Consider the following 15,760-nt stretch of genomic DNA (forward strand, 5'->3'; position numbering starts at 1 on the left):
TCATGCAAAACATCACATTAAACAACGGCGTACAAATTCCTGCACTTGGTTTCGGCGTATTCCAAATTCCGCCCGCAGAAACTGAACAGGCCGTGATTGCCGCCATCAAGGCAGGCTATCGTCACATCGACACCGCGCAGGTTTATATGAATGAAACCGAAGTCGGTTTGGGAATTAAAAACAGCGGTGTGGCGCGCGAAGAATTGTTCGTTACCACCAAAATTTGGGTAGAAAATTTCGGCTACGAAGCCGCCAAAGCCTCGTTGGATCGTTCATTGGGCCGTCTGAATTTGGATTACATCGATATGGTGCTGATTCATCAGCCTTACGGCGACAGCTACGGTACATGGCGCGCGCTGGAAGAATATCAGGCAGCCGGCAAAATCCGCGCCATCGGCGTGAGCAATTTTTCGCCGGTGCGTGCGGTGGATTTGGGACTATTCAATAAAGTGATGCCGCAAGCCAATCAGATTGAAATTAATCCGTTCCAACAAAAAAACGAAGCCGTTTCCGCTTTGCAGGCTGAAGGTATCGCCGTGGAAGCATGGGCGCCGTTTGCTGAAGGCAAAAACGATATTTTCCACAATCCCGTGTTAAGCAAAATCGGTGCGAAATACGGCAAATCCGTGGCGCAGGTGATTACCCGATGGCTGGTGGAACGTGGCATCATTGTATTGGCAAAATCCACCAAACCCGAACGCATGGCGGAAAACTTGAACATCTTTGACTTTGCACTCAGTGATGAAGACAAAGCAGAAATTGCCAAACTGGACGGCACGTTCGACGCCATCGTCAATCACGACACGGTAGATAATTTGAAACGTATCGCTTCATGGAAAACGGGACAATAACCGCAAACATCACATCCCTTTTTTATAAATTATTTATTCTAGGAGTAAAAATGAATATTTTATTATTAAACGGTGGTAAAGAATTCGGCCATTCGCATGGTGAGTTAAACAACACGCTTCACAAAAAAGCAAAAGAAGTTTTGACCGCACTTGGACACAATGTAAAAGAAACTGTGATTGATGCTGGCTATGATATTGAGGCAGAAATCGAAAAATTCTTGTGGATGGATGCCGTGATTTGGCAGATGCCTGTTTGGTGGATGCACGAGCCTTGGACAGTGAAGAAATACATAGACGAAGTATTTATCGCTGGACACGGCAAGCTTTACCACAGTGATGGCCGTCATCGTGTCAGCCCGACCGAAGGCTTCGGTACAGGTGGTTTATTGCAAGGCAAAAAACACATGCTTTCGCTTACTTGGAATGCGCCGATTGAAGCGTTCACCCGTGAAGGCGACTTCTTTGAAGGCAAAGATGTGGATGCTGTGTACATGCCTTTCCACAAACTCAACGAGTTCATCGGTTTGACCCGTCTACCGACATTTACATGTAACGATGTAGTTAAAAATCCACAAGTAGAACAATACTTCGCAGACTACCAAGCACATTTGAAAAAAGTGTTTGGTTAATGATAAAACATCAACTTGAAGTGGTGGGCTTTTGCCCACCATTTTGTCAGTCGCTAATTGGTACGAAATAGTGTAGCGAAAAACCATCTGCAATTCATCATATGAAAGGACAAAACATGATTAACGGGTTAGATATCGAACGTTTCCGAACTACCATGGCAGCGGTTGAAAACGACCATGCAAAAGGCAAGGCAGTATTACGCGCCGATTCGCGCTGGGTATCCGGCACGAAGAATGAAATCTCCGTGCGCCGCTTCCCTGCCTTTACCACAGACGAACCGAAAAACATGGGCGGTGAAAACGCCGCCCCAAATCCGGTGGAATACCTGATCAGCGCTGCGGCAGGCTGCTGCTCCATAGGTTTCGAGTTGCAAGCAGCATTGGCAGGCGTGAAACTGGAACAGTTTGAAATATCCGCAAGGGGCGGTATCGACATGGCCAAACTGTTCGGCATGGAAGATGGCTACGGCGGACTGGATAATCTGGTGCTAACCATAAAAGTAAAAGCCGACGCCGACCTTCCTACCCTGCAAAATTTCGCCGACCACTCCGCCGCCAGCTCGCCAGTGTTGAACAGCCTGAAAGCGCGGGTAAAAGTGGTTGTGGAAAAAATCTAGACGACTCAAAACGTTTTCTTGTTTTCATTTCGTTGAAAGCCCCTTTTCTGGACAACTAGAAAAGGGCTTAATCGCTCAAAGGAGTACATGACATGCAACAACTGCACACTTTGAAAGACATCGAACAGGCCATCGCCACACACTCTTTAGTATCACTGTACATCAAAGCCCCAATCTGCGGTGTTTGTACGGTCGTGGCCGCCCAGCTTGACTCAGCTTTGGCGGTGGAAGGAAATGTGTATGCCGTAAAAGCCGATATTGCTGAAATACCCGAAATGGCCGGGCGTTTCCACGTGCTGACCGCACCTGCATGGCTGCTGTTTTATCAAGGCAAGGAAGTAGAACGGATGGCCCGCTTCATCCCTCAGGCACAGATGAAGCAGACATTGGCAAAATGGACAAAAGTAGCAGAAAGCGGACATCAGTAACCGGTCTATCAATGTTTCAGACGGCTGCGGTCTTGATAATGATGCAAGTGGTCAAGTTTTTAAGATGATTTGCAAAACACTTAAAAATTTGACCGCTCTTTATTACGAAAAGGTCGTCTGAAACGGCTTGCAGACTGAGATAATGATTGATGAAACGCTGTGATTTGTACACTAAAGCCATCTTCTGAAAATTCCCTTTGACATTCTCCATCTTTCCCTCTAAAATGCGTTCAAATTTTTAAACATATAAACTCAAGAAGCCAAATATGCCGCAACAAACCATGAATTTAATGCGCGAGTGCATTCCCATTTTTACTGTGTTGAGCGATGAAAACCGCCATCAAATCCTGCGCGTGCTGTGGGAGCACGGCAGGATGAATGTGAATGAGCTGACCGAGCATCTGCATCTGTCGCGTCCTGCGGTGTCGCATCATTTGAAAATCATGCTGCAAGCCGGGGCGGTGGCGGTGGAGCAGGTCGGCAAAGAGCGGTTTTACAGTATTGCCATGGCGGATGCGGTGGCGAGATTGAAACAACTTGCCGATTTGATGGCTCAAAATTGCCCGCTTTCAAAATAGGGTTATCCGTTAACCCTTTATTTTTACCTAAATACGTTTATATTTTTAAACTTATCAACTTAAAGGAACGATTATGTTATTCACTCCATTCACTTTTCCAAACGGCAAAACCGCTAAAAACCGTATCTTCAAATCCGCCATGGAAGAGCAACTTGCTCAAAACGACCAGCCGTCTGAAAAACTCGTCCGCCTGTACGGCACTTGGGCGCAAGGCGGCGCGGGTGTTTTGGTTACGGGCAATGTGATGGTCGCCGAAAGCGGCAAAGGTTCAATAAACGATGTGGTGATTTCAGACGGCCGCAGCCTTGAGATGCTGAAAAAATGGGCGAAAGCCGGCACGCAAAACGACACGCTGCTCATCATGCAAATCAATCATGCGGGCAAACAGTCGCCTGCGGTAGTCAATAAAACGCCGCTTGCACCGAGCGCCGTGCCGTTGGTGGGCATGGACGGCTTTATCAATCCGCCGCGCGAATTGACTGCCGATGAAATCAACGGGCTGATTCAGCAATTCGTACAAACCGCGAAAATTGCCGAACAGGCAGGATTTTCAGGCGTACAGATTCACGCCGCGCACGGCTATCTCATCAGCCAATTCCTCTCGCCGCACCACAACCGCCGCCAAGACCAATGGGGCGGCAGTTTGGAAAACCGTATGCGCTTCCTTTTGGAAACCTACACCGCCATCCGCGCCGCCGTGGGTAAAGATTTCTTAGTGGGTGTAAAACTCAATTCGGCAGATTTCCAAAAAGGCGGATTTGACGAAAGCGAATCGGTGCAGGTGGTGCAAAAACTGTCAGAAATGGGCATTGATTTTATTGAAGTTTCCGGTGGCAACTACGAAAGCCCGCAAATGCTAGCCGCCAAAGACAGCACCCGCAAACGCGAAGCCTTCTTCATCGATTACGCCGAAAAAGCCCGTGCAGTCAGCCAAGCTCCGCTGATTATTACCGGCGGCTTCCGTTCGCAAAACGCCATGGAAGATGCCTTATCCAGCGGCCATTTGGATCTGGTAGGTGTTGCCCGTCCGTTTGCCTTAGTGCCTGATTTGGCGAACCAAATGCAAAACGGTACTTACCAAACTGTACAAACAGACCGCATCAAAACTGGCGTCGCATTTGTTGATAAAAAAGCAGGTGCAATGTTGGAAATGAACTGGTATATGACGCAAATGGATTTAATCGGACAAGGTAAACAGCCTGATCCTAAACTATCAGCGTGGAAAGTATTGCTGAAAACTTTGTGGGAAAACGGCAAAGCCGGTTTAAATACTGGCAGATCTTGATAGGGTAAGCAGGGCTTTGAAGGAGGATTAAATTTTAAAATTTAACCGTATTTAAAAGCATGGAATATAAACAAATTGATACTAAAAAACCGTTTGAATCGTAAAGTTCAAACGGTTTTTTAGAATTTACGGTAGAGACATTAATACAAAAAAGACGCTGCTTTGGTTGAGATTTAAAATAAAAAATAATGAGTAGATTTAAAACGAGCGTATTGGGGCTTGAGTTAATAGACTAACAGTGTGTCGATGTGTGAATTAGGTAATAGATTGTGATCATTGTAAATGAGCCACATCGTTAAGCTGCTCAATATGAAAACCGCTTTCACTATCGTATTTCACAATACTGATTGAAGTATTCAATAATGACACGGATTTACCCTCATCACGATGGTTTTTCCAAGTCGCTCCGCCTAGTAAGGACAATAAAAGCCGCAAGGTATGGCCATGCGATACCACTAAAATATTGGCTCCCGATTGATGTACTTTAATGATATCGCAAAGGGCGTCCATTGCACGTACTGCTAATTGTTCAAAGGTTTCGCCACCATTGCTTAATGCTTTATAAGCTGCCGGGTCATTGGTCAGTTGTTTGAATTCGGTTAGCTTCCGCAAGTCAGCGATCTGCATACCTTCCCAACTTCCAAAAAATTGCTCATTTAGTCCACAGTGTTGAAAAAGAGGGATGGGACGCTGGCCGATAATATGGCCAGCCGTATCAATGGCACGTTGTAAAATGCTGGAATAAGCAGCGGTAAATTCTACTTGTTGTAGCGCCGCCCCGGTTTTCTGAGCTCCTGTAATTCCTTGTTCGGTCAGTGGTGAATTGCCTGATCCCTGCAAAAGCTCTTGTTCGTTCCATTGGGTACGGCCATGGCGAATAAAATAAAAAGTGAGCTGTTTTGACATCATAGTTCCTTGGAGAACGGGAAGTATAGGGTATAACTAACTCATAATGCAAAGGCCGTCTGAAACGATAATTTCAGATGGCCTTTTTACTTTAACGTGTGCCGTTTAGATACGGTCGTGCCTGGAGGATAACAAGCTTACGATTGTCAAACGCCCATTCAATGTCCTGCTCACCATTAGCAAATAGCTGTTTGATTTGTTGGCCGGTTTGGTCAAGGCGACGTATTTGTCCTTGATTCATTACATTGCCACTGGTTACAGGCACCTCTCGTACTCCACCGTTTTTATCCAGTTGCAATGCTGTGGTTTCATTAGAGGAGCTGAGACGTTGTACAGAATCATTGCGACGGTTATAGACTACCTGTTCGGCTACCCGTTTACCTTCAACGACACGAATACCCAACCCGCGTTTGGCGGCAATGTAGGAGCTGTTTTTCTGAGCAATATCATAAGGATTGATGGTAACCAACACGCCGGAGAGATCTGCATTGATGCTTTGTTGCACAAAGACACTCATTTTCACGCTATCGTGAGGCAAACCGGCAATACGGCGGGCTTCATATGCGCTGTAATTGAAAACGGAAGCCCAAGATTGCTTCACCGCTTTGGCTAACGCGTTTTCATCGGTAACATTTGGCACGGTGGTGTACAACCCTGCGCCACTGAAATTGGGCAGGTCTTCGGAATTAGAGGAGCTGCGGATAAACACGCCTTTGCTGTTTAATTGATTACGCCATTGCTCAGCCCATCTGTGCTTCCATTCTGACGGGATTTCGGCATCGGTAATTTTTTTCTGCAGTGTGAGTAAAGCAGTGCGGCGCTTGCGGTTGTCTCCATCACTTTGCGTTTCGATTTGGGCAAGTGTTGTCGCGTTAATACCCAGCCTATCCATCATGGCTTGATAGTAGGCAAACGGAATGCAGAATCCGTCAGGAACGTTGCTGTTTGCAATATGGGCGCGGATATGACCGAGGTTGGCAGCCTTACTACCGCAGTAACGGCTGTCATCACGGCGCAGGTTTGCCAAAGCCCGAAGGCTGTAATCGGAAACATCGGGTTGGGGCAGGGTAAGGCCGTCTGAAAAGCTTTTGCTGGTAGTGTTCCGGTTGGTTTGGACAATTCGATATTGTTTAGCAGTCGCTTCAAATTCGATACGACGGCCAATATATAGGGCTAGGATTTTTTCTGCGTCTTTAAGGTAAATATTGGGAATCCCCCAGCCGCGTGCCAGTACATTCACATGCGATAGTGCAGTAGATGGTTTCTCACTGATAATCCCTGCCACAGGTGGCAGTTCTAGGGGAACCTCTTTCAAAATAATAATATCGTCGGCGCCGACATTATAAAGATCATCTTCTTTGGCAATAACGCGTAATATACCTATCGCTTTACCTTGGTTTAGAGGCAGGTAGGGAAAATTTTTAATCAAACTTTCTTGGGTAATAAAAGGAACTTTACTTTGCTCGGCAACAGTTTCCTGCCATAAAGAATTGGTTTTATAACGCAACGGAGCATAGAAACTGTCTTTCAGACGGCCTGTTGCCAATTTCAACAATTCAGGCGTGATTTTGTCTCCTTCCCAAAACTCATAAACATATTCCTGAGTACTATTCTGCCAACTGATAGTACCAAACAGATAACGCCGGTTGGGACTACGGTATTGTTGATTCAATTCAGTTTTTGACAGCATGGGTTTCAAGATAGTAGCCAGATAGTGCTCATGCAGCCGAAATTTGGGAGTATTGATGTAGTCGGTACGGTTATCGTCTTCACGATCGATGAGGAAAAGGATATGAGGAATTTCATATTCACTACCTTGCTCATAGATACGCGAAAGTAAGTCAAAATCGGCTTGGCTTTTGATTGCAGATAACGCAGGAATTTGTGTTTTAACTGGGGTAGCTACAGTTTGACGCTTTTCAGACTCATAATAGGAAGGCTTACGCGCCGTTGGTGCAGCCGTGTCGGCTGTCTCAGCTTCAGGACGGCAGGCTGAAAGTAAAAGCAATATTGGGAGGCAAAAAGCAGGCTTCATGATGTTGTCGGTTATCTAAATCAAATGAAAAGTAATATAGTTATGGTACAAATATGTATTGTGTTCTTTCCGTAGGGAGGACATGTGCTGCCTACACGTCCTGTGTTCCAAAACAGCCTGAAACCGCAAGGATGGGGCATTTGCGTTTTTCAGGCTATCCCAATTTACCGCTGAATCTGCGAGATAATCGTGCTGTCGGTAATCTTGTCGTCTTCCGCCAGCAGCATGGCTTTGGAGAGGATGACTGAGAGCGTGTTGTCACCTTCAAACGGAATAAACAGCTTGTCGGATACGTCTTTTTTGCGGCTGTCGGGTACGATGCAGAGGTATTGATCATCCGGCAGCATCAGGATGTTGCTGCTGCCGATGTGGATTTTGTAGGTACGCAGCTTGCCCTGCACGACGAGGAAATTGCCGTCTATGTGGGTAACCTTGGTGATTTTCAGGCGTGGCAGTAGGGTTTCCAGCACGGCTTTGCGGGTTTTAGCGACTTCGCCCAAGTCACCGAAGGAATAGCTTTGCCAGTAGCTGTAAAAACGCGCCTCTCCACCGTTGTCTTCCCAGGTTGGGTCATTACCTACGCTGGCCACGCCCACAAACAAATCCACGTCGCGCAACACTTCGGAAAACACGCGCGGCGGAATATCAATTAAGTCCAGCGCGGTGGCATGGTAATCGTCGTCCAACCGGTGAAAGCGCACTTGGTCGGTACTGACATACTGCCAGATATAGCTTTCCGTCCATGCTTCTTCGCTATCCACTGCGTTTGCCCAAAATTCGGCGCGTAGGTTGTATTCGGGCAATTCCAACGAGACGGTTGCGTCGTCGCCGCCGTCCCACGCGCCTGCCAGCGAGCCTCTCCAGCCGCGCCCCTTGGCAAGCGTCATGTATTGGTGTTGTTTCAGGATGTGGGCGGCAAAACGGTTGCTGTATGTTTTGGTGTTGATTTCGGCTTCGGTAAGCAGATAGATTTCACGGTATGCCTGTTTCAGCGGCTGGCGGATTTCTTTGTCCTGCAGCAGTTTGCGCCACCGGGCGATGCTTTGCTGAGAGGCAAGCGCGGGATGCCACAAGCTGATTTGCAGGCAGTCTGAAACATCGGTTTGCACGCCCGTTTCGTCCACCCATGTTCTGTCCAACCAGAGTGCGGATTTGCCCTGCGTGTCGTTTTCGTCGCGGAAAAATTGCCATATTAGCGGGCGCGTGAGGCAGGACATCAGCCCGTGTTGCCAGTAATATTGTTCGGCGTGTTCCAGCGGCACACGGTGTTTGGAGCGCATCATTTGGTCCAAGCGGTCGCGTTGGGCTGTGAGCGTGGTGTTGAGGTTTTTCTGTGCGGCTTTAATCTTTTTCAGTTTGTCGGCATGGTCGGTTTTCACGAAGGCGGGCATGGTTTTCTGCGGCGAGCCGTCGGGTTTGAACCAGCGCAGTTCGGATTTTCCTACGCCTATAACCGCCAGACGGCAGGTGTAGCCGCCGAAGTCGTAGTCGCAGCAGCCTTCCTGCAAGCCGAAATCATCCACCGCCATATCTTCGATTTCGTTGCGGGATACACCCCGCTGTGCGGCGGCTTCGTCCAGATAGTTGGCAATCGCGTTCTGCGCGTTGCTGAACTTAATCCGCAGGCGCAGGCGCGAGAGGCAGGCGATGCCGTCCAGCCCTTTGGAGCGGAACAGCGCGTAGAAACAGGCGTTGCCCACGGAAGCATAGCGCGCCCCGAGATTGGGGATTTTGTCGTATGAATGCAGCGCAAGTTGGGTAAGGGCGGACAGGGTGGCGCTGTCGTGAAAATGGCTGCACATCCACACCAGCCCTTTGAGCGCGGTTTGGTTGATGCTGCAAACGGGCAGGACATGGGTGTCGTAGCTGTATGCTCCGTGGGTGACGGTTTCGATCTGCACTTCGCTGCCGCGGACAAATTTTATCCAGCCGTGCAGCATTTTTTTGAACCTGTCCGCACCCAACGCATCGATCAGCGTTTTGGATTCTTTCAGGTATTTTTCGCTTGGCTTGCCTGCATTGGCGGATAGGGCAAGCGCAATGATTTTGCTCCATATGTCCTGCTGTTCCGGTGGCAGCACGGCAAGTTGCGGATTGGCGTATCGGGCAAACTCGTCGTCTTGGGCGGGGAAGCAGGCTTCGGCGGAACCGCCTGCCAGTTCTGCCAGGGCGGCAAGGTTGGCGGTAGCGGCTTTCTTGTCCCATAGGTTTTCCGCAAAGACGCGGTAACGGTCGCAGGCGTTTTTCAGGCCGTCTGAAAGCGTTTTGCTCGGATTGGGAAACTGTTTTTTGATTTGGTTTATCAGATATTTGAGCGGATAGTAATCTGCCTCCTGCTCGGACAGCCCGTTATCGTCCAGCATGGCGGCAAAAATACGCTGCACATCCTGCTCCGTCATCGGCAGCGTTTTGCGCGCCAGAGCCATCGCTACCGCTATACGGATGGTGCCGTAATTGTGTATCCTGTCCTCACCCATATTTTTAAAAATTTTATTCCGTCCCCAGCCGCGTATCAAATCAATGCAGTGGATCAGCAAATCGACGCGGTATCCGGGTGCGGCTTTCTCCACTTCGGCAAAACTGGGACAGAGCTTCAGATTTATCGTGTCGTATTCGTGTGAACGGCTTTGGAGCCATTCTTTTTCCAGTGTGTTGAGAAGCTGATTGAACTTGGCACGGTGGCTGTCGGAAATCTGCATGGTTTGGTTTTGGGTCATAGGACTGTCCTTGCGTATCAATGTGTTGGTTATTTCGCTGCAAAGGTGGATAACGTCGGTAAGGGTTTTCTTGTCTGCACTATTCAGGCTGTATGGAGCATCTTCTACAAAGGTAAGGTAGCGTTGCGCAGCGGTTTTCAGGCTGCTTATCCGCCCACAAGTGGCGTGAGTTTGATGAAATTGACGACCAGTCCGTCATGCAGATACACCATATCGTCCAGCGTTTCCAGTTGGCGGTTGTCAGCAAGGATGAAAAATGCGTTCTGCTCAAAAGCTTTCAAAGCGACGGCGATTTGCTTTTCCGCGTCCACAGGCTGCGGGTGCGTGCCTTTTTTGCCGTGCGTTTCCCGAATCACGATGTCGCCGCGATCGGTGGGGATAACGAGGCTGTGGCGTAAGAGGACATCGGCGGCGCGGTTGTTGTAGGCTGCAACTTCCTGCCGCACGCGTTCGGCAATCAGCTCCGCCGCGCTGATGTGCTTGATTCGGAACTTTAAAAATAGCTCATGCAACACTTTGCCGGCGAGGTTTTGGTCTTGGATCGTGATGGTAGCTGCGATCATGGATGACTCCTCCAAACAGAAAACAGACAAATCATACTGTTTTTTGATCGTTTCAGACAGGCTGAAAACACAACAGCCTTCACGTTGATAGATACGAGTGCAGGCTGCTCTTTATATTTTAGTTCTAAAGGAGCTTTGTTGAAGTTCACGTTTTCAGACGGCCTTTGGAGACAGGTATTTATCTGCTTTACGCAAGTTCAGTTTGGCTATTTTGTGCCGTTGGTGATTAAGATAATAATATTTTTTATCTTGATTTACCTTGGGATAGCTGAATTTTTCCAATAGAAAAAGTATAGCTATTTTACAAGGACTATGAAGTGTAAATGCATAAAAAGCACTAAATATAGATTAGTGTGTATCCAGCTCAATACGTAATAAGCGATAGAGAAAAAGGCCGTCTGAAAAACCAAATTTAGGTTTTCAGACGACCTTTTCGTTTACGGCTTTATTGTTTATTCAATGACAACGCGCGCGTTAAGCGGCTGGACGGGGCGGTTGTTATGCGAGCCGATGGCGCGGGTGAATTTTTCTGCCTGCGCCTGATCGATGTGGTCGTAGGTTTTCAACAGCAGCCACGATACGCCTTCGCTGCACGGCGGCGTGGTCAGCGAACCGGCAAAGCGGTAGTATTTCAGTCGTTTCGGCAGCAGGGTGCTGGCGTCGAAAGCTTTGTCAAGGTTTACCTTTCCTTCCTTCATCGGCATCACGTTCCATATCGGAGCCAGACGGTCGTTGGTTTTGCCAGGTTCGTACAATACTGCCAATACCAAAGGCTGGCGGTTTTCGTCTAAGTGGACGAAGTGGGCTTCCATCGGGAAGGTGCGGCCTTTGATTTGGTTTTCACTGGGTACGTGGAAATGGAATTGTTTCAGGGTGTAGGTACGTCCGTTCACGCTGAGGGTATTGCCACCTGCCGGGTAGTTGACTTGGATGGTGTGGCCGTTGTTTTCCACGTTAACCGCGCTCGGCTTGTAATCGACTTTGATGGCGGGCAGTCTGCCGGAGACGGTTTCGGTAATGTTGACGGGGGATTGGTTTTTGCCTGTAGAGCATAAACGGAACTCTTCAGAAAGCTCGCCCCAGCTTTCGGGGGAGTCGTGTCCGGTGTAACCCCAATGTGTGTGGTTTCCGTGTGCAGCTGCGGAGAATGCCGCGAAGGTGGACAGCAGGAAGACAGTCAGACGAGGCAACGTACGGGTCAAGCAGGGCATTGCAATATCCTTTCTATAAGGAGGAGGGAAAAAGCATTGCAGTGTGCATGTGGTATATTGTTATTTTTTATTAAACCATAGCCATATTAAATCGTCAGGTCAAGCCTTCTTTGGGTAATTAATTTAAGGCTATGAAGTTAAAGCGAATTCATTTTTTTAAAAACGATATTGTCGTTTTAGGAATGGATAATAATTTGAAATAGAAAACTTCCGTTTTTCACACCTTAAAAATTTAAGGAAGCCGACTCATGAAAAAGGTCGTCTGAAAACATCAATTTAGGTTTTCAGACGACCTTTTTGCTTTGCCTGCCAAGGGTTATTTGTGCAGCACGCATTCTTTGCTGTCCTTGCTTTCCCACCACTAGCAAGCCGTAGCCCATATGCAACCTAAACTCAACAAGGATGTGTGAGAAACGCACGTATGCGGTTCTCAAGGTTTGAGCTAAGAGGCCGTCTGAAAAAAGAAAAAACGTTTCAGACGTCCTTTCTTTCGACAAGTTGCCACAGCAATCAGAAAAAGTAGCCTGCATCACCTTATGCACTGAAACCGCCCAATCAAACTCAGTTCGACAAATATGCTAATGATCTCAAGCGCGAAGTTGAAAAACGCGAAGGCAGAAAAATCAGCAGCCAAGAAGCCGCGATGAGAATCCGCAGGCAGATACTGCGCTGGGTGGAAAAGGTTCCCAAGACGGCTATACCGACCAAAGCGTCATATCCCTTATCGGAATGAAAGGCGAAGACAAAGCCTTGGGTTATACTTGGGACTACCGCGACTACGGCGCAAGAAATCCGCAAGCCTACAACGATCCGAAGCTGTTTGAGGAATACCGCCGACAGGACAAACCCGAATACCTCAACCTGACCTGGCTGCACAGCGGGACGAAAGATACCAAAATCAGGCAGGGAGAGCGGAAAAACGAAGAACTTGCGCTGAACGTTGCCGACGGACTGATGAGCTTTGTCAACCCCAATCCGAGGACAAAGGCAGCGGTTCGTGCAGGCATCCGTAATCTGGAAAACATCAGGCCGACCGTTACCGGCAGAGATCCCTTATTGGCGGGTGCGGGGAATATCCGTATTCCTGTAAACGGCAATGTTGCGAAGGGGGATAGGATTCCGGATACGGCATTGGCAACGACGGAACATAAGTACAAAGGAGGGGCGCATTCGGAAACCAAAAAACCGACCAATGACGGTTTGGATTCGCATCATTGTCCTGCGAAGGATTGCTATAAAGGAGCCCCATTAGTAGTGAACAAGGTCCTGCTATTAAGATGGATCCGAAGGATCATCGGCTTACTGAAAGTTATGGACGCTCTCCTTATGCTATCCAATATAGGGCTAAGCAAAAAGAGTTACTGGAACAAGGTAAATTGAAAGAGGCTATTGAAATGGATGTGAGGGATATCAGATCTAAGTTCGGATCCAAATATGATAAGGCAATCGAGGAGATGCTTGAGTATTCGGGAAAACTAGACCCAAATTCTTTTAAAACTAAAAAATAGGCAAAAAATTATGAAAATTTTTTATTTTAGTTCAAAAAAAATAGAAAATTGTGTAAACATTATCTCATCAAATCTGAATCGAAAACAAGTTCGTGCAATATTTAGTTCTGATGTACAAGAAATTTATAAGTCATCATACTCTCGAGTTCCTATGGATGTTTTTCCCGAGTTGAATATCCATTGTTTTTATGATGATAAAAATCAGCTTCAAGCGATAGAGATATTTGAACCAAATAAGTTTTTTTTAGAAGATATTTCTTTTAATTGGCTTGGAAAAATTAATGATGAAATAATAAGCTACCTTTATAAGAGTGGAATTAATGATTTTGAAATTGATGATTTGGGTATTAGGCTTCTTAATATTCCTGTTTCAACTATAATCAATTCAATAGGTAAAGTAGAATGTTGTTATTTAGATTTTTCAAACAGAGACACAAAATTTTATGTAAAACAAGTGTAGGTTGAGGTCAAGACCCAATCTACGCTTACTCCGGTATCAGCGTCTCCATCATCTACGACGAACAAAAAATCCGCCATCTGACCAAGTAAACGCCTACCTTGCCGAAAACCAAAGCCGCGACCACACCTGGAAAGAAGACGGCATAGCAAGCCGTAGCCCATATAAAACTTAAACTCAATAAGTAGTATGTGTGCGGAACGCACATATGCAGTTCTCAAGGTTTGAGCCAAGAGGCCGTCTGAAACAATAAATACGTTTCAGACGGCCTTTCTTCCAACAAGCCATCACAGCAATCAGACAAAAGCAACCCGCCGCCACACCCATATCGGCAGCCCGGCCGGCAAAACCACCATCCGAAGCGGTGTAGATACAACTCTAAAACGGCAAATTTTGAACGTCATAGCCTTTTGGGTATGACATTAAGGGCCGACATGATCAAACAGCGCGAAATCCATCTGGCCATACCCGCACAAACTAATAAAGAGCAAAGATTGCAGTTACAACGTGTGATAGAGTATGGCAAAAGTCAAAACATTACAGTCAAAATTACGGAGATCGAATAAATGACTTTCAATCAAGAACAAGATTATTGGGCTGGCTATAAGGCAAATGAAAGAGCCTTGATTATTCAAACATGGTCAGGATTTGGGCGATATGCTCCAGACCACCTATATCCCCCTCATATCCTGCCATTGGATACCGACAATGGAACTTTAGGCACGACGGTCTTGCAAGTGTTGGCAAACAGCAGGACTTTCGTTTATGACAGTCCAGAAGACCAAGATTTTTTTGATACCGAAAAAATTCGGCAACGCTATGAGGATTGGGTTGCCAACCTATGCGGGAACTTGGGCTATAAAACCAGACGCGCCCTATTTAAAAACATGATGAGCGTGGATATTTGGCTGCACAACGGCTGCCTGAAAATCAGCCCGAGCCGCCATGTCAAGCTGGAAGCGTGGGATGCCATTGATGCAGACGATGTAATTTTATCATTGGATAACAGCCCTGAAGAAATCGGAGCAGGTTTAAGGTTGGCATTGAGCCGCTGCCGATAATATTTGGCAAAATGTCGTCTGAAAGCTGGAAAAATGTTTCAGACGACCTTTTTATTAGACTCAAGCTCGCGTGCGTGCGTACCGCGCACACCTTCGCTGCATAGGTTTAATGCGGGCTACGGCTTGCTTGGAAGGATACGTGAATTAAAATTTAAAAAAGTTGACTTTCCCGTTCCTAATACTAATTGGAAAAATTCTATTGATGTCTTGAATGAATCAGGTAATGTTAATAGACCTCGTTATAGGAGTAAATAAAAATGGCAATTTGGAATTATCGGTACTACCTTATCCCATCAGCTGCTATCAGAAATAAATTTAATGCAAATAAAGATATCATACTTGATGAGTATCGATCTAATGGTTTTCAGAATTTTAATGAGAATAAAAGTTTTGAAAATTACTTTATCGATAATGATTTTATATTATTATCAATAATAAATGAAGCAAAAAAGAAGCTTAAATCGAAAGAGTCTTGGGATAAAGATGCAATCATGTTTTGTGATAATTTTGGTAATAGTCTTACCGTTTGGCCAGATGACATAGAGTGTGAACTTGATTTAAGATTTGATTATACTAAATTTATTCAGAAAACCATTGACTGGGCAATAAAATATAATTGTCTACTTGTAATAGGAAAAACAGGAAATGTAGTTTCCCCTAATATAAATAATCTAATTTATGAAATAAAAGCATATTTGGAAAGCAAGCCGTGGCCCATATGAAACCTAAACTCAACAAGTAGGATGTGTGCGGAACGCACGCATGCGGTTCTCACGGTTTGAGCCAAGAGGCCGTCTGCAAACAGAAAAACCGTTTCAGACGGCCTTTATTTAATGTGCCGATCTTGCGCGGGCTATAAAGCGCAGTTGTCCAAAAAGGTATATTGAGACCTTTGCAAAATTCCTTTCCCCCAA

At 46.5% G+C, this 15,760-nt stretch carries 16 protein-coding genes; 11 read left to right on the plus strand and 5 right to left on the minus strand.

From position 1 onward, the window contains the following. Positions 1–2: 2 nt before the first annotated feature. From HMPREF3047_RS07375 to HMPREF3047_RS07405, 6 genes are all read left to right on the plus strand, one after another. Positions 3–851 (plus strand): aldo/keto reductase, encoded by an 849-nt coding sequence (locus tag HMPREF3047_RS07375; protein WP_070460670.1) that lies wholly within the window; start codon positions 3–5, stop codon positions 849–851. A 50-nt stretch (positions 852–901) separates the two neighbouring features. Further along, complete coding sequence (locus HMPREF3047_RS07380; protein ID WP_070625281.1) at positions 902–1,480, plus strand: NAD(P)H-dependent oxidoreductase; 579 nt, start codon at positions 902–904, stop codon at positions 1,478–1,480. Between the two features lie 116 nt (positions 1,481–1,596). Next, positions 1,597–2,097 (plus strand): OsmC family protein, encoded by a 501-nt coding sequence (locus tag HMPREF3047_RS07385; RefSeq protein ID WP_283122352.1) that lies wholly within the window; start codon positions 1,597–1,599, stop codon positions 2,095–2,097. Between the two features lie 92 nt (positions 2,098–2,189). After that, positions 2,190–2,525 carry a thioredoxin family protein gene (locus tag HMPREF3047_RS07390; RefSeq protein ID WP_070712964.1) on the plus strand — a complete coding sequence of 112 codons (336 nt, stop codon included), beginning with the start codon at positions 2,190–2,192 and terminating at the stop codon, positions 2,523–2,525. 266 nt (positions 2,526–2,791) lie between these two features. Then, positions 2,792–3,103: an ArsR/SmtB family transcription factor gene (locus tag HMPREF3047_RS07400; protein WP_070512429.1), complete on the plus strand. Its 312-nt coding sequence runs from the start codon at positions 2,792–2,794 to the stop codon at positions 3,101–3,103. Positions 3,104–3,176: 73 nt separating this feature from the next. Next, complete coding sequence (locus HMPREF3047_RS07405; protein WP_070712969.1) at positions 3,177–4,388, plus strand: NADH:flavin oxidoreductase/NADH oxidase family protein; 1,212 nt, start codon at positions 3,177–3,179, stop codon at positions 4,386–4,388. A 273-nt stretch (positions 4,389–4,661) separates the two neighbouring features. On the opposite strand, the gene HMPREF3047_RS07410 is transcribed toward HMPREF3047_RS07405, so the two are convergent. From HMPREF3047_RS07410 to cah, 5 genes are all read right to left on the minus strand, one after another. Continuing rightward, complete coding sequence (locus HMPREF3047_RS07410) at positions 4,662–5,294, minus strand: histidine phosphatase family protein (protein ID WP_070712972.1); 633 nt, start codon at positions 5,292–5,294, stop codon at positions 4,662–4,664. Between the two features lie 91 nt (positions 5,295–5,385). Next, positions 5,386–7,329 carry a PEP/pyruvate-binding domain-containing protein gene (locus HMPREF3047_RS07415; protein ID WP_070712973.1) on the minus strand — a complete coding sequence of 648 codons (1,944 nt, stop codon included), beginning with the start codon at positions 7,327–7,329 and terminating at the stop codon, positions 5,386–5,388. A 164-nt stretch (positions 7,330–7,493) separates the two neighbouring features. Beyond that, entirely contained in the window at positions 7,494–10,046 is a 2,553-nt protein-coding gene (locus tag HMPREF3047_RS07420; protein ID WP_070712975.1) for a DUF4132 domain-containing protein, read from the minus strand. Between the two features lie 146 nt (positions 10,047–10,192). Next, positions 10,193–10,609 (minus strand): hypothetical protein, encoded by a 417-nt coding sequence (locus HMPREF3047_RS07425; RefSeq protein ID WP_283122351.1) that lies wholly within the window; start codon positions 10,607–10,609, stop codon positions 10,193–10,195. A gap of 452 nt (positions 10,610–11,061) precedes the next feature. Beyond that, positions 11,062–11,820, minus strand: a complete 759-nt coding sequence (cah, locus tag HMPREF3047_RS07430; RefSeq protein ID WP_070712979.1) for a carbonic anhydrase — start codon at positions 11,818–11,820, stop codon at positions 11,062–11,064. 729 nt (positions 11,821–12,549) lie between these two features. Here cah and HMPREF3047_RS11590 point away from each other — a divergent pair. The 5 genes from HMPREF3047_RS11590 to HMPREF3047_RS07455 all read left to right on the plus strand — a co-directional run bounded on the left by HMPREF3047_RS11590 (position 12,550) and on the right by HMPREF3047_RS07455 (position 15,568). After that, positions 12,550–13,200: a hypothetical protein gene (locus HMPREF3047_RS11590; RefSeq protein WP_070712981.1), complete on the plus strand. Its 651-nt coding sequence runs from the start codon at positions 12,550–12,552 to the stop codon at positions 13,198–13,200. A 279-nt stretch (positions 13,201–13,479) separates the two neighbouring features. Further along, positions 13,480–13,788: a hypothetical protein gene (locus tag HMPREF3047_RS07445; protein WP_070585507.1), complete on the plus strand. Its 309-nt coding sequence runs from the start codon at positions 13,480–13,482 to the stop codon at positions 13,786–13,788. Between the two features lie 413 nt (positions 13,789–14,201). Beyond that, positions 14,202–14,351 (plus strand): endonuclease toxin domain-containing protein, encoded by a 150-nt coding sequence (locus HMPREF3047_RS11670; RefSeq protein WP_349267077.1) that lies wholly within the window; start codon positions 14,202–14,204, stop codon positions 14,349–14,351. Then, positions 14,352–14,846, plus strand: a complete 495-nt coding sequence (locus HMPREF3047_RS07450) for a contact-dependent growth inhibition system immunity protein (protein ID WP_070712984.1) — start codon at positions 14,352–14,354, stop codon at positions 14,844–14,846. Between the two features lie 257 nt (positions 14,847–15,103). Then, positions 15,104–15,568: a hypothetical protein gene (locus HMPREF3047_RS07455; protein WP_070712985.1), complete on the plus strand. Its 465-nt coding sequence runs from the start codon at positions 15,104–15,106 to the stop codon at positions 15,566–15,568. The last annotated feature ends 192 nt before the right edge of the window (positions 15,569–15,760 follow it).

Origin of the sequence: Neisseria sp. HMSC075C10, from assembly GCF_001815615.1 — a bacterium.
Taxonomy (GTDB): Bacteria; Pseudomonadota; Gammaproteobacteria; order Burkholderiales; family Neisseriaceae; genus Neisseria; species Neisseria subflava_A.

Excerpts from the sequence above, each read along its gene's own strand:
- HMPREF3047_RS07380 (WP_070625281.1), top strand. The coding sequence starts at position 902 with ATGAATATTTTATTATTAAACGGTGGTAAAGAATTCGGCCATTCGCAT.
- HMPREF3047_RS07385 (WP_283122352.1), top strand. The coding sequence starts at position 1,597 with ATGATTAACGGGTTAGATATCGAACGTTTCCGAACTACCATGGCAGCG.
- HMPREF3047_RS07450 (WP_070712984.1), top strand. The coding sequence starts at position 14,352 with ATGACTTTCAATCAAGAACAAGATTATTGGGCTGGCTATAAGGCAAAT.
- HMPREF3047_RS07455 (WP_070712985.1), top strand. The coding sequence starts at position 15,104 with ATGGCAATTTGGAATTATCGGTACTACCTTATCCCATCAGCTGCTATC.
- HMPREF3047_RS07400 (WP_070512429.1), top strand. The coding sequence starts at position 2,792 with ATGCCGCAACAAACCATGAATTTAATGCGCGAGTGCATTCCCATTTTT.
- HMPREF3047_RS07390 (WP_070712964.1), top strand. The coding sequence starts at position 2,190 with ATGCAACAACTGCACACTTTGAAAGACATCGAACAGGCCATCGCCACA.
- HMPREF3047_RS07445 (WP_070585507.1), top strand. The coding sequence starts at position 13,480 with ATGGATGTTTTTCCCGAGTTGAATATCCATTGTTTTTATGATGATAAA.
- HMPREF3047_RS11670 (WP_349267077.1), top strand. The coding sequence starts at position 14,202 with ATGACATTAAGGGCCGACATGATCAAACAGCGCGAAATCCATCTGGCC.
- HMPREF3047_RS07410 (WP_070712972.1), bottom strand. The coding sequence starts at position 5,294 with ATGTCAAAACAGCTCACTTTTTATTTTATTCGCCATGGCCGTACCCAA.
- HMPREF3047_RS07425 (WP_283122351.1), bottom strand. The coding sequence starts at position 10,609 with ATGATCGCAGCTACCATCACGATCCAAGACCAAAACCTCGCCGGCAAA.
- HMPREF3047_RS11590 (WP_070712981.1), top strand. The coding sequence starts at position 12,550 with ATGAAAGGCGAAGACAAAGCCTTGGGTTATACTTGGGACTACCGCGAC.
- HMPREF3047_RS07415 (WP_070712973.1), bottom strand. The coding sequence starts at position 7,329 with ATGAAGCCTGCTTTTTGCCTCCCAATATTGCTTTTACTTTCAGCCTGC.
- HMPREF3047_RS07405 (WP_070712969.1), top strand. The coding sequence starts at position 3,177 with ATGTTATTCACTCCATTCACTTTTCCAAACGGCAAAACCGCTAAAAAC.
- cah (WP_070712979.1), bottom strand. The coding sequence starts at position 11,820 with ATGCCCTGCTTGACCCGTACGTTGCCTCGTCTGACTGTCTTCCTGCTG.
- HMPREF3047_RS07420 (WP_070712975.1), bottom strand. The coding sequence starts at position 10,046 with ATGACCCAAAACCAAACCATGCAGATTTCCGACAGCCACCGTGCCAAG.
- HMPREF3047_RS07375 (WP_070460670.1), top strand. The coding sequence starts at position 3 with ATGCAAAACATCACATTAAACAACGGCGTACAAATTCCTGCACTTGGT.